Genomic DNA, 12,010 nt, shown 5'->3' with positions numbered 1-12,010 from the left:
GCCCATCACATCACAGCTTCGATTCTCCAGGTCCCGACCGAACAGCCGGGCGGGCGGGGAGGCCCGGCCGTCCGCCGTGCCGGAGTGGCGGCGGTCCGGCCGACGGCGGCGGGCCCGACCAGGAAGCCCGCGTGGCCGACCGAGGCGACGACGGCCACGGCGCAGCAACGCGCCTCGGGGCGGCCCGTTGCCCCGGCCGGCGAGAGGACCGTCGGGGCGCACACGAAGGTGCCGAAACCGGCCACGACGAGCCCCGCGAGCATCGCCCCCACGCCCGGCGCCGGGGCGGCGCTCAGGGTGCCGCTGGCCGCCACCCCCGTCCCCAGGGCAAGCAGGTGACGCTGCGACAGCCGGTCGGCGGGCCCGCGTCCGCCCGGCCGGCCGGCGGCGGAGGCCGCGAACAGCACCGGACCCACCGGCCGTGCCGGAGCCGGAGCCGGTGTGGAGGACCGAGCGCGGCACCACCGCGTTCCAGCTCTGCCAGGCGTTCCCGACCAGGAACGCGAGCGCGCACAGCGGCCCGAGCATCAGCAGCGGCCGGCTCGCGGCCCCGGCGAGGAGCACGGCCACCGGCAACGGGAGCGCCGCGACGGCGGACAGGCCCCGGCCGCGTGCCGGACCCGTCGCGAGGGCGCCGCCGACCACGCAGGCCGCGAAGCAGGTGTGGACGGCGTTCATCAGCGGACCGGAGCGGCTCTCCTTGGTGCTCGCCACCCCGTCGACGCCCATGTCGACGGCCCCGGACGCAGCGCCCAGGGCGGCGAGCGCGGCCGTCAGCAGCAGGAGCGCCGCGACGGCGGAGCGGCCGAAGCGGTCCACGGCCGCCCGCGCCCGCCGCTGGATCTCCGGGACCAGCGCACCCCAGGCACCCCAGAACACCCCGAACGCGGCGAACCCCGGCAGCACCTGCCCCCGCGCCCGCATCACCGACACCGGCCCCCATCGATCGCGCTGCCGTCCGAGGACGATGATGCCCTCCGCCGGGCGCCGGACCGCCTCCTCCCGCACGGCGTACGGAGGCACGGCGCGGCGCGTCGGAGCGCCGAGGCGTCAGAAAGTGTTGGGTAACTGATCAGCTGCGTCTTGTGATGCGCTGGTGGTGATCTTCGCGGTCAATGCGCCCGCGAAGATCACCGCCATGTGTGTCTGTTCGTGCAAGCCGTGCTATGCCTCGTCGTTGACCGATGCCCAGTGGGCCGTGATCGAGCCGCTGCTGGCGGAGCGGGACCCGCGCAGAGGTGGCCGGCCGCTGAAGTTCCCGCGCCGGCTGGTCGTGGACACCGTGTTGTACGTGCTGGTCAGCGGGTGTGCCTGGCGGCTCGTGCCGCATGATCTCGCCCCGTGGGACGCGGCCTGCCGCTGGTTCCGCGCCTGGACGGCGGACGGCACATGGACTCAGGTGCACGGCGCGCTGCGCGAGCGGGACCGGGCGGGCGCGAAGCTGGTCCTCTCCGGTGTCCGGGAGGAGTTTCCGCAGGTCGGGCTGGTCTGGGTCGACGGCGGCTATGTCAACGTGGTCGATGCGGGGCTGGTCGGGTGGGCGGCGGGGCGGGAGGGCGTGGAGATCGTCGCGGTGCCCCGCAACGCGGATGTGAAAGGCTTCCGGGTGCTGCCCCGCAGGTGGGTGGTCGAGCGGACATTCTCCTGGCTGGGACGGTGCAGACGGTTGGCACGGGACTACGGGCGCAAGACCGCGCACGCCGAAGCGATGACCAAGGTCGCCATGATCCGCCTCATCGCCGCCCGCCTCGCCGGCGAGGAGATCGAACCGCGCGGCCCCATCGAGACCGGAGCAGCCCGCCGCCTCGCCGACGACCCCAAGAACGAGTGATCACCCGATTGCCCAACACTTTCTCAGCGCTCCGGCGCGGCGCGCCGTTGCCGGGGCCCCGTGGCGGCCGGACGCGGTCAGCGCGGGTCGTGGTCCGCGGCCCGGCGCAGCGCGAGGTGGGCCAGCCACGCCATGCCGAAGGTGAACGGCGCGGCGGTGTTCTCGGCCGGGCCGGGGACGAGCGAGCAGAGCACCATGACGGCGAGCGGTACCCGGACGCTCAGCAGGGTCCGCCGCACGGCCGGCACTCCCCGGACGAGCCCGGCCGACCACGGCAGGACAAGGCCGAGGACGGCGAGCGGAACGGTGGGGCCGGTGTGCTTCACCGCCTCGAACATCGTCCAGACGAGCAGCCCGACACCGAGCACGCCCCAGCCGATCCGGGCGGCGGCCCAGGCCGGTACGGCGGTGCTCTCGGTGGTTTCGTAGACCATGGCAACTCTCCCCCTGTGCCTCGTATGCCCCGCCCCTTCCGGAACGGCGCCGTCGGCAGTATGCGCCATCCCCCGGCCAGCCGGACACACCCGCGCCGCCACCGCACCGGGGGCGTCAGCGGCCGGTGCCGGCGGGGAGCGCGCAGTGGTCGCGGGCTTCGGCCAGGGCGGCGGCGAGGGCCTCGGGCCGGCGGGTGGAGAGGTAGACGTAGGGGCAGAGGAGGGAGCGTTCGGCGACCTCGACGCGGACGGCGCGCGGGAGGTAGCTGCGGATGAGCAGGCGGGCCCGGGGGCCGGCCAGCCGGGTGCGCCAGGCGAAGGCGGCGGCCTGGTCGAGGACTTCGACGGCGCCCGCGTGTTCGCCGCGCAGCACGATCGGCCCGGCCACCAGGACGCCGTCGCAGACCCGGATCCGGACGCCGCCGTAGCCGCGCAGCGCCGGGGCCGTCACCGCCAGCAGCAGGGCGCCGCCGGACAGCGCGGGCAACGGGCCGAGCGGGAGCAGCGCGGCCGTGAGCGCGGCGGCGGCGGTCAGGGCGGCCAGCCACCAGCGCAGCGGGACGGAGAGTCGTTCGTCGTAGATCACCACATCCGGGATGCTGCCACGCCGACGCCCGGTCCCCGCAGCCGGGCCGGTCCGGACCCGCCGGGGCTCAGGACTCGTCGTGCCAGGAGAAGGCGGCGATCCGCCAGCCCTCGGGGGTGCGGACGAACTGGAAGGTCTTGGTCCCGCCCCCCTCGTACGGCTTGCCCTCCAGGGTGCCGGACTTGCGGTACCCGCCGATGCGCGAGGCGACGTCCCCGGCGATCTCGGTCCGCTCGGAGGTCTCCCACTCCGAGAAGCCGACCAGCCGGCCGTCGCTCAGCAGCCGCTCGCGCGGTGCGACGAACTCCTCGACGGAGTAGACCGTGAACGTCGGGGCGGTGCTGACGATGACCCCCTGCGGGAGCATCAGCCGCCGGATCCGGGCCACGTCGGCGCCCTGGCCGCCGCGGTTGTCGAACGCGCCGAAGAACTCGGCGGTCAGCTGGTCGATCTCGGTCTTGGACATGTGCCCGACCGTAGCACCGCGCGTTCCGCCGGTCCGCCGTCCGACGACAGATGACAGATGACAGGTGACAGGTGACAGGTGACGGACCGTCAATCGATGGGCCCGCTTCCAGGTGTCCCGGATGTGACGATGTCACGCCCCTATGGTGAACACGGCGCGCTGACTAGCATGAGCATGCCGTCTCAAGGAATTCCCGCAAACCCTCTACGGGAGGAGCCCATCATGAGCGCACAGGTCCTGGAGATCCGCGACGCCGGCCTGCTGGACATCGACGAGGAGACCGTCGTCTTCGAGGACGAGTACGACGCGGACCTCGCCCCGGCGGCGTGTCTCGCCGACCCCTGGGTCACCTACGTCCCCACGCGTTTCGAGTGCGGAATCGACTTCTGACCTCGGCCGGTCGGCCCGCGTAGCACGGTGACCGCCGGGCGGGCGCCCGCCCGGCGGTCACGCCGCTTCCGGACCGGGAGGACGGTTCCCGGCCCGGAACGGCACGCGGCCCGGAACGGCACGGCCTGGCACGCGATCCCGGGAGGGGTGGCACAGCGATGGTGGCAGCGGCACCACCGGGCCGGGGGCCCGAGCGGCGGACGGCGGAGCGCGCGACGGCCGAGGACCTGCGGGCCCGGATCGCCGCCCACCTGACCGCGCCGGGCGCCACGGGCCGACGCCTGCACGCCGGCGACGGCTGGCTGTATCTGCACGATCCCCGGATGCCCGCCCTCGCCCACGGCTGGAAGCTCCACCTCTCCGCCCGGCCCGAGCAGTTCGCGGACCTGGTCGACCTGGTGCTCCCCGTGCTGCTCCGGCACCGCTGCGACGCCAAGTTCGCCGCCGGCGCCGCCGTGCTGGGCCGGCTCAACTCCGGGCTGCGCGGCGCCGGCGCCGTCGGCAAGGCGGTCACCGTCTACCCGTCACCGGGCGGGATCGAGGCCCTGGCGGCCGAGCTGGCCGAGGTGCTGGCGGGCCGCCCCGGTCCCCGGGTGGTCAGCGACCGGCAGCTGCGGGCGGACGCCCCGGTCTACTACCGGTACGGGCCCTTCCGGGTCACCGGCGACGACCCCGACCTCGTGATGACCGGCCCCGCCGGGGAGACCTTCGCCGGCCTCGCCGACGGCTCCTACCGCCAGCCGCCGTGGGCGACGGACCCGTTCGCCGCCCGCGCCCCGCGGCGGCGGGCGACCACCAGCGTCGGCGACGGCCGCTACCGGATCACCGCCGGGATCACCCGCTCGCCGAACGGACACGTCTACCGCGCGGTCGAGCTCGCCACCGGGCGGGCGGTGGTGGTCAAGCAGGCCCGCGCCTTCGTCGCCGAGGACCCGTCCGGCACCGACGCGCGCGGCCGGCTGCGGCACGAACGGCGGGTGCTCGCCGCGCTCGACGGCGTGGCCGGGGTGCCGCAGCTGGTCGACTACTTCCGGCACGGCGAGGACGAGTACCTGGTCAGCACCGCCCGCGGACCGCGCGACCTGCGCCGCGAGGTCCTCGCGGCGGGCCCCTACCCGCCGGGCGGCGAACGGCCGGGCGGTCGGAACCGGGGCGGGGGCGGGGGCGGCGAGAGGGCCGGCCGGAGCTGGTGGGCCCTGGCGCGCGGACTGCTGACCGTCCTGGACGCCGTGCACGCGCGCGGCGTGGTCGTGTGCGACCTCAAACCCGCCAACGTCGTGCTCGACGACCGGGGCGGCTGCTCCCTCGTCGACTTCGGCGTCAGCGCCCTCGCCGGTGAGCGGCCCGAGGGCGCCACCCGGGGCTACGGCCTGCCCGGCGCCGGCGGGACGCGGGCCGCCGACGACTACTACGCGCTCGGCGCCACCCTGCACTGGGCCGCCACCGGGCTGGACCCCGTGGTGATCGACCCGGACCCGGCCGTCAACCGCGAGCGCACCCTCGCCGGCCTGGCCGGCGCGCTGACCGCGGACGGTCCGGGCGCGCGGAAGGCGGACGCGGTGCTGGCGGTGGTGGCCGGCCTGCTGAGCCTCGACCCCGAGGAGCGGACCTCGGCCGCCGCCGGGCTGCGCCGCGGCGCCCCCGTGCGGCCCGCCCGTCCGGCCCACCGGCCGCCGCCGGTGACCGGCGACCTGCTGGGCGAGGCCGTCCGCCACACCCTCGACCGCTGTGTCCGGATGGCCCACGAGCTGGTCGGCACGGATCCCCGGGACGGTCGGCCGCGCACCCTCCTGTCGCTCTACGACGGCGCCGCCGGTCTCGGCCTCGAACTGCTCCAGCACCCGGACCGGCCGGAGGTCCGCACGGCCGCCCGCGCCCTCGCCCGGTGGACCGCCGCCCACCCCGCCCTCGGCCGGCTCACCCCGGGGCTGTACGACGGCCGGGCCGGCGTCGAGCTGTTCCTCGCCCGGGCGGCCCACCTGCTCGGCACCGAACGGCCCGCCGCCGCGGGTCCCACCGCCGCAGACCTGCCGCTCCACGACGACCTCCCGGCCGACCAGATCTCCGGCGCCGCCGGGATCGGCACCGCCCGGCTGCTGCTGGCCCGCTCGGCCCGCGCCGACGGCCGGGCGGAGGAGGCCGGCCGGCACCTGGCCGTCGCCGCCGAGTGCGCCCGGCGGCTGACCGACGGCCGGGCCGTCGACCCCCGCGAGACGCCCAATCCGGGGACGGCGGCCCTGGTGGAGGGCTTCGCCCACGGCCGCGCCGGTATCGCCCACTTCCTGCTCGCCCTGCCCGGCGCCCGCCCGGAGGCCGCCCGGCGCCTCGTCGACGGCCTCGCCGCAGACGTCCCCCGGCTCGCGGCTGCCGCGCGTGCCCCCGGCGCGACCCGGCGCTACGGCTCCTGGTGCCGGGGGCTCGCCGGCATCGGCACGGTGCTGGTCCAGGCCGCCCGCCAGGACCGCGACCCGGCGCTGCTCGCCCGTGCCGCCGAGGCCGCAGCCGCCTGCCGCGCGCTCGCCCCGAGGATGGGCACGACCGGCCGGTGCTGCGGCCTCGCCGGGGTCGGCGAACTGCTGGTCGACCTCGCCGAGGCCACCGGGGACGAACGCCACTGGCACGCCGCCGAGGAGGTCGCGGGCCTGATCCTGGCCCGCGGCGGCGGCCCCTGGGGCCGCCCGCTCCTGCCCGGTGGCGACCCCGCCACCGAGTCCCGCGCCTGGGCCGTCGGCACGCCCGGCGTGCTCGCCTTCCTGCGCCGCCTGCACCGCCGGGGCGGAGCGCGCCCGGGCCTGCCGTTCCCGGCCGGACCCGCCGATTTCGATTTCTGATCATCTGTTGGTAAGTTCTTCCCCGTCGGAAGGGCGGGCCGCGCAGGCGGCGGAAAGCCCGGTCGGCCAGGCGTCGGTGGTGCATTGGCAGCACGCCCGCTTTCAGCGGGAAGAGTTCGTTCGATTCGGGCCCGGCGCTCGATCCTCCGGGGGCGGCAACCGTATGACGGGTGCCGCCCCCGTTGCCGTGCCCGCCATGCCCGCCGTCCCCGGCGTCGGAAGGAGGCCACTCCCGTGACCCTGCTGCTCTCGCGCGCGGACGTCGAGGCCGCCCTGGACATCCCGGCCGTGCTGGCGGCGCTCGACGCCGGATTCCGCACGGCCGACCGGCTCCCGGCGGCCCAACGGGTGGGCGCCCGGCTGCCCGGCCCCGGAACCGCCATGTGCCTCGTCCCCGGGCTGCTCCCCGACGTACCCGCGTACACCGTGAAGGTCAACGCCAAGTTCCCGGCCGCCACCCCCGCGCTGCGCGGCATCGTCTGCCTGCACGCCCTGACCGACGGCGAGCTGCTCGCGCTGCTCGACTCCGCCTCCGTCACCGCGTGGCGGACCGGACTGGCCGCCGCGCTGGCCACCCACGCGCTCGCGCCGCAAGAGGCGAGGACGGTCGCCGTCATCGGCGCGGGCGCCCAGAACCGGACCGCGCTGCGGGCGCTGCGCACCCTCCGGCCGGTCGACCAGGTGTACGCCTACGACCTGGACCCGCGGCGCGCCGCCGCCGTCGGCGAGGCCGTGCCCACCGCACGGGCGGCCGTCGAGGCCGCCGACATCGTCCTCACCGCGACCTGGTCGCGCGAGCCACTTCTCGACGCCGACGTGCTGCGGCCGGGCCTCCACCTCACCAGCCTCGGCTTCGACGAACCCGGCAAGACCGAACTCTCCCCCGCCCTGCTGCGTGCCGCCCGCCTGGTCGTGGACGATCCCGCCCTCGCCTCCGTCTCCGGCGTCCTGCACAGCTCCGGCCTGGACCCGGCCCACGCCACCCCGCTCGCCGACGTCCTGCGCGGCGCCGCGCCGGCCCGCCCGGACGACCGCGCCACCGTCTACGCCCCGATCGGCCTCCCCTGGCAGGACCTCGCCCTCGCCTGGCCCGTCTACCTCGCCGCGCGCTCCGCCCCCGGCGTGTCCTCCTTCGACTTCCACTGACCCACCCTCTCCTTCCTCCTGCCCGGGAGGTGTTCTTCTGCGGGCGCCTCCCCTGCGGCTACCGTTTCCAGGGCACCGACGGCCCCGAACCCGACACGCCGATCCCGCCCGCTGTGCGACGGAGGAGACGACCGTGGAGAAGTTCGTTCCGAAGTTCCAGGGCGCGCCGTGGCCCGACGGCGCCCGCGTCCTGCACGTCTACGCCGTTCCCGATCTGGGCACCGACGCCGAACTGGCGAGCCTGGTCGGCGACTGCCGGAAGGCGATGCGCCCCTTCCCGATCACCCCGCTGGGCGACGACACCCTGCACTGCACCCTCGACATGATCGCCGACACCACCGCCGACCGGATCACGGCCGGGGAGCGCGCCGACCTCGTCGCAGCCCTGCGCGAACGCCTCGCCGGAACCGGTCCGTTCGAGGTCGCGGCCGGCTCCCCGGTCGCCAACCGGGCCGGGGCCGTCCTGCACCTCGACCCCGAGCAGGCCGTGCTCGACCTGCGCGAACGCGTCCGTGACGCCATCCGCCGCACCCGCGGCCCCGGCGCCCTGCTGCACGACGGCGGCCGCCCCCACATCTCGCTCGGCTACGCCTGGGCCGAGGCCTCCTCCGACGCCCTGCGCACGGCGCTGCGCCGGATCGTCCCCGGCCACACCCCGGTCCGCATCCGCGACGTCCGACTGCTCGACGTCCGCTTCCGGCAACAGCCCCGTCCCGGCGACGCCTCCGCCTGGGAGATCTCCTGGACCCCGGTGGCGACCGTCCCGCTCACCCGTGGCTGACCCACCGCCCGCGCCCGGTACACCGGCGAGGACGGACGCACCGACCGCGTCGTGATCAGGCGGGCTGCCAGAGTTCGATCCGGTTGCCCTCGGGGTCGGTGACCCAGCCGAACCGGCCGACCCCCGCCATGTCCTGCGTCCGCTCGTCCACCTGCGCGCCCTTGGCCCGCAGTTGCGCGAGCATCGCGTCGAGGTCGCGGACCCGGAAGTTGAGCATGGTCCGCTGCTCGCGCGAGCCGAAGTAGTCGGTCCCGGAGTCGAAGGCCGCGAACACCGTCGGCCCGGGCTCCTGCTGCCACAGACCGTGCTCGTCGGCGTCCAGGCCGAGGCCGTCGCGGTACCAGGCACTCAGGGCCGCCGGGTCGGCGGCGCGCAGGAAGTACCCACCAATTCCCAGCACACGTTCCATGCCCGCCATCCTGCCAGGACGGCGGCGGCGCGGCCCGGCACCGTCCGGCCCGCGCCGCCGCCGCGCCGCCCGTCAGCGGTCGGCCACCCAGGGGGCGTCGGACGGCCAGGAGCCGGTGGTGACGATGTGGTCGACGATCCGCAGCGCCCCGGGGAGCGGGACCGTGTCCCGGTCGGGGTACTCGTCGCACTGACCGTTGGCGAGCAGGAATCCGTCGCTCTCCCCATCCGCCGAGGGGTCCACGGCGTGCTCGCCCGGGTCGCCCTCGCCCTCCAGCAGGAGCACCATCGCCCGTTCGCCGTTGGTGACGAAGCCCAGCGAGCGGCCGGCCGAGCTGCTCAGCCATGTCTCCAGACACTCGGCGTCGATCCGCGACCGGAGGATCCCGGGCACCGCTCCGGGCAGGGCCGGTACCGGGGCGCCGCTGTCGTCGTCCATCACCCATGACTCGATCACGGCCACGACCATCCCACAGCCGCCTGCGGGACGGAACGCGAGGGCCGATTCCCGCCAGCCCGGGCCGGGGCGGCAGATGCAGAGTGGGAGGCGTGGGACAGCTCGGACGAAGGACCGGAGACCGGACGTGAGCGTGCAGACGATGATCGAGACCCCTGTGCAGCGGGTCGGCGCGGCCGACTGGGCGGCGATCGCCGAGGAGGTCGGGGAGTACGGGAGCGCGCTGACGCCGATGCTGCTCGACCCCGCCGAGTGCGCCGAGACGGCCGCGTTGTACGACGACGTGGCCCGCTTCCGGAGCACCGTCGACATGGCGCGCCACCGGTTCGGCTCCGGGCAGTACCGCTACTTCCGGGAGCCGTTCCCCGCGCCGGTCGCCGCCCTTCGGGAGGCCCTCTACCCCCGGCTGCTGCCGGTCGCCCGGGACTGGGCGGCCAGGCTCCGCCGCCCCGCGCCGTGGCCGGACAGCCTCGCCGAGTGGCTGGAGCAGTGCCACGCCGCCGGGCAGAGCAGGCCCACGCCGATCCTGCTGCGCTACCGCGCCGGCGACTGGAACGCCCTGCACCGCGACCTGTACGGCGACCTGGTGTTCCCGCTCCAGGTGGTCATCGGCCTGGACCTGCCCGGAGCCGACTACACGGGCGGCGAGTTCCTGACCGTTGAGCAGCGGCCCCGGGCGCAGTCGCGCGGGACCTCCGTCACCCTCCCCCAGGGCCACGGCCTGGTCTTCACCACCCGGGACCGCCCGGTGCGCTCCGCGCGCGGCTGGTCGGCGGCGCCCGTCCGGCACGGCGTCAGCACCGTGCGCTCGGGCCTGCGCCACACGCTCGGCCTGGTGTTCCACGACGCCGCCTGACGCACCCGGCTCCGGCCAGGTGGGACGGGAGCGGCGGGACGGCCAGCCGGGGCCCTCGATGCCACCGGCCACGCACCGCACAGAGACCATCTCCTCGAACCCCACGGCCACCACCTCCCGGATCGAACCCCGAGGTGCGGCGGTACCGGCCGCCGCACCTCCCTTCACCCGGATCGACGCGGGAACCGGCCGCCACCGGCCGACACCCGATCGGGTGATGCCGCGATGTCGGCGGACCGCTCCGGGCCCGGCCGCGCGGACGACGCTCAGACGTGCAGCGGGTGGTCCGGCGCGAGGCGCTCGACGATCCGCGCCGCGACCTCCTGCGCGGTGTTCCCGTCCGGGCTCCCGCACCCCGTGGTGGTGCTGACGGCGACCGCCAGACGGGTGTCCGGCTGGTAGGCCTCGATCGCGGCGTACCCGGAGAACGACGGGTTGGACAGGATCCAGCCGTCGCTCACGATGACCCCCAGGCCGAAGTGCCGGGCCTCGGTCTGGAGCAGGCAGACGTCGGCCGGGCAGCCGTCGGCCGGCCCGGGCAGGCCGACGGTGCCGGGGTCCAGCTGGGTGCGGAAGGACTCCGCGGTGAGCAGCGCCCCCGTGCCGACGGCCTCGATGGAGCGCCCGAAGTCGCAGATGTCGGTGGCCAGGACGGCGCCGGGGGCGGTGGTCCAGGACGGGTTCCAGAACGTCGACTCCTCGTAGCTGCCGCGCCCGGTGGTGAAGGCGTGCAGCACCGGGGAGGGCAGGTCGGGGGTGAAGCCGTTGACGGTCTGCCGCAGGCCGAGCGGCTCGAAGATCCGCTGCTCCAGCAGGTGGTCCAGGCGGGTGCCGGTGATCCTCTCCAGCGCCGCGCCCAGCAGGACGAAGTTGGCGTGCGAGTAGCTCCAGTTGGTCCCCGGCCGGTACCAGAAGGGGTGGCTGGTGGAGATCCCGACGAGCTCCTCCGGGGTCCACCGGCGGAACGGGTCGGCGCCGAGCGCGTCCAGGAAGCCCTGGTCGGTGACGTAGTCGGCGAGCCCCGAGGTGGTGTCGCCGAGCATCCGCAGGGTGATCTCGTCGGCGCGCGGCACGCCCGGCAGCCAGCGGGCGATCGGATCGTCCAGGCCGATCAGCCCCTCCTCGGCGAGCTGGAGCAACACGATGCCGAAGAACGGGAAGGCCATCGAGCCGGCCCGGAAGTGCATCGCCGGTTCGGCGGCGACGCCGGTCATCGACTCGCCGAGGGCGCCGGTGACGATCTCCCGGCCGTCCACGGAGACGCGCAGGATCACCGCGTTCAGGTCGAGTTCCTCCTGGACCCGGCGGGCGATGTCGAGGACCTCGCGGGCGCGGGGGTCGGCGTCGGGGTCCGAGCGGGCGCACGTGTGCGAGGGCGAGGGGGTCCTGGCGAGGGCGGCGGCGGGCGGGCCCGCGGGGAGCGCGACGGCGCTCAGGGCCGCGGCCGCCAGGACGGCGGCGGTGAACATCCGGGTGCGGGAGAAGGTCATGACGCACTATCCGCGGACGACCGGGCGGCCGGCGGGCGCAACACTCCGCGGCGTCCCCCGAGGGGCGCAGCCGCCCGGGCGGGCCGGGCGGCACAGTCGGCCGATTCGCGGCGGTCGGCGGGCGGGGGTCGTGACGTAGGGTCGGCCCCGGGACGGCCGCGCGGGTGGGGGTTCGCGCCGGCGCCGTCCCCGGTGCGGCCGTCGTTCTCGCGACCGGTCACGGTACGGCCGCCCCGGGCACCGTGGTTCACCGTCGCTCACGGGTGTTCACCGGCGCCCACGCCGCTCACCGTTGCTCCTGGTCCACCGACGTTCCGGTCCCCGCCGCGCGGCG

The 12,010-nt window shown here is 75.9% G+C and carries 13 protein-coding genes and 1 tRNA gene; 7 read left to right on the top strand and 7 right to left on the bottom strand.

Features of this window, described 5'->3' with window-relative positions; translation table 11 throughout:
* Positions 1 to 5: 5 nt before the first annotated feature.
* Positions 6 to 407 (bottom strand): hypothetical protein, encoded by a 402-nt coding sequence (locus ABT238_RS07600; protein ID WP_350756011.1) that lies wholly within the window; start codon positions 405 to 407, stop codon positions 6 to 8.
* Positions 408 to 1,138: 731 nt separating this feature from the next.
* On the opposite strand from ABT238_RS07600, the gene ABT238_RS07595 reads away from it, so the two are divergent.
* Positions 1,139 to 1,831 (top strand): transposase, encoded by a 693-nt coding sequence (locus ABT238_RS07595; RefSeq protein WP_350756076.1) that lies wholly within the window; start codon positions 1,139 to 1,141, stop codon positions 1,829 to 1,831.
* Positions 1,832 to 1,908: 77 nt separating this feature from the next.
* Here the strand turns inward: ABT238_RS07595 and ABT238_RS07590 are convergent, their stop codons facing one another.
* The 3 genes from ABT238_RS07590 to ABT238_RS07580 form a co-directional block, all read right to left on the bottom strand.
* On the bottom strand, positions 1,909 to 2,265 hold the full coding sequence (locus ABT238_RS07590; protein ID WP_350756009.1) for a hypothetical protein: 357 nt from the start codon (positions 2,263 to 2,265) through the stop codon (positions 1,909 to 1,911).
* Between the two features lie 115 nt (positions 2,266 to 2,380).
* Positions 2,381 to 2,854, bottom strand: a complete 474-nt coding sequence (locus ABT238_RS07585) for a DUF3093 family protein (RefSeq protein ID WP_350559730.1) — start codon at positions 2,852 to 2,854, stop codon at positions 2,381 to 2,383.
* A 64-nt stretch (positions 2,855 to 2,918) separates the two neighbouring features.
* A complete protein-coding gene (locus tag ABT238_RS07580; protein WP_350559727.1) occupies positions 2,919 to 3,317 on the bottom strand; it encodes a nuclear transport factor 2 family protein in 399 nt (132 codons plus the stop codon).
* A 222-nt stretch (positions 3,318 to 3,539) separates the two neighbouring features.
* Between ABT238_RS07580 and ABT238_RS07575 the strand changes: the two genes are divergently transcribed.
* From ABT238_RS07575 to ABT238_RS07555, 5 genes are all read left to right on the top strand, one after another.
* Positions 3,540 to 3,707, top strand: coding sequence for an SflA family class IV lanthipeptide (locus ABT238_RS07575; RefSeq protein ID WP_350559724.1), 168 nt, complete (start codon positions 3,540 to 3,542; stop codon positions 3,705 to 3,707).
* A 158-nt stretch (positions 3,708 to 3,865) separates the two neighbouring features.
* Positions 3,866 to 6,538 (top strand): class IV lanthionine synthetase LanL, encoded by a 2,673-nt coding sequence (lanL, locus tag ABT238_RS07570; protein ID WP_350756007.1) that lies wholly within the window; start codon positions 3,866 to 3,868, stop codon positions 6,536 to 6,538.
* A gap of 70 nt (positions 6,539 to 6,608) precedes the next feature.
* Positions 6,609 to 6,677, top strand: a tRNA-Glu gene (locus ABT238_RS07565).
* Between the two features lie 95 nt (positions 6,678 to 6,772).
* On the top strand, positions 6,773 to 7,684 hold the full coding sequence (locus ABT238_RS07560) for an ornithine cyclodeaminase family protein (protein ID WP_350756005.1): 912 nt from the start codon (positions 6,773 to 6,775) through the stop codon (positions 7,682 to 7,684).
* A gap of 133 nt (positions 7,685 to 7,817) precedes the next feature.
* A complete protein-coding gene (locus ABT238_RS07555) occupies positions 7,818 to 8,465 on the top strand; it encodes a 2'-5' RNA ligase family protein (RefSeq protein ID WP_350559715.1) in 648 nt (215 codons plus the stop codon).
* A gap of 55 nt (positions 8,466 to 8,520) precedes the next feature.
* Here ABT238_RS07555 and ABT238_RS07550 read toward each other — a convergent pair whose 3' ends face one another.
* Together ABT238_RS07550 and ABT238_RS07545 are read right to left on the bottom strand one after the other, a co-directional pair.
* Positions 8,521 to 8,874: a VOC family protein gene (locus ABT238_RS07550; protein ID WP_350559712.1), complete on the bottom strand. Its 354-nt coding sequence runs from the start codon at positions 8,872 to 8,874 to the stop codon at positions 8,521 to 8,523.
* Positions 8,875 to 8,946: 72 nt separating this feature from the next.
* Entirely contained in the window at positions 8,947 to 9,330 is a 384-nt protein-coding gene (locus tag ABT238_RS07545) for a hypothetical protein (RefSeq protein WP_350756003.1), read from the bottom strand.
* A gap of 142 nt (positions 9,331 to 9,472) precedes the next feature.
* Between ABT238_RS07545 and ABT238_RS07540 the strand changes: the two genes are divergently transcribed.
* On the top strand, positions 9,473 to 10,186 hold the full coding sequence (locus ABT238_RS07540) for a 2OG-Fe(II) oxygenase (protein ID WP_350559706.1): 714 nt from the start codon (positions 9,473 to 9,475) through the stop codon (positions 10,184 to 10,186).
* Between the two features lie 266 nt (positions 10,187 to 10,452).
* On the opposite strand, the gene ABT238_RS07535 is transcribed toward ABT238_RS07540, so the two are convergent.
* On the bottom strand, positions 10,453 to 11,676 hold the full coding sequence (locus ABT238_RS07535; RefSeq protein ID WP_350559703.1) for a serine hydrolase domain-containing protein: 1,224 nt from the start codon (positions 11,674 to 11,676) through the stop codon (positions 10,453 to 10,455).
* Between the last annotated feature and the right edge of the window lie 334 nt (positions 11,677 to 12,010).

It is taken from the genome of Kitasatospora sp. NPDC001527 (genome assembly GCF_040298605.1).
GTDB lineage: Bacteria > Actinomycetota > Actinomycetes > Streptomycetales > Streptomycetaceae > Kitasatospora.
Note: the sequence above shows the minus strand (reverse complement) of the source record. Positions and strands in the feature narration are given on the sequence as shown.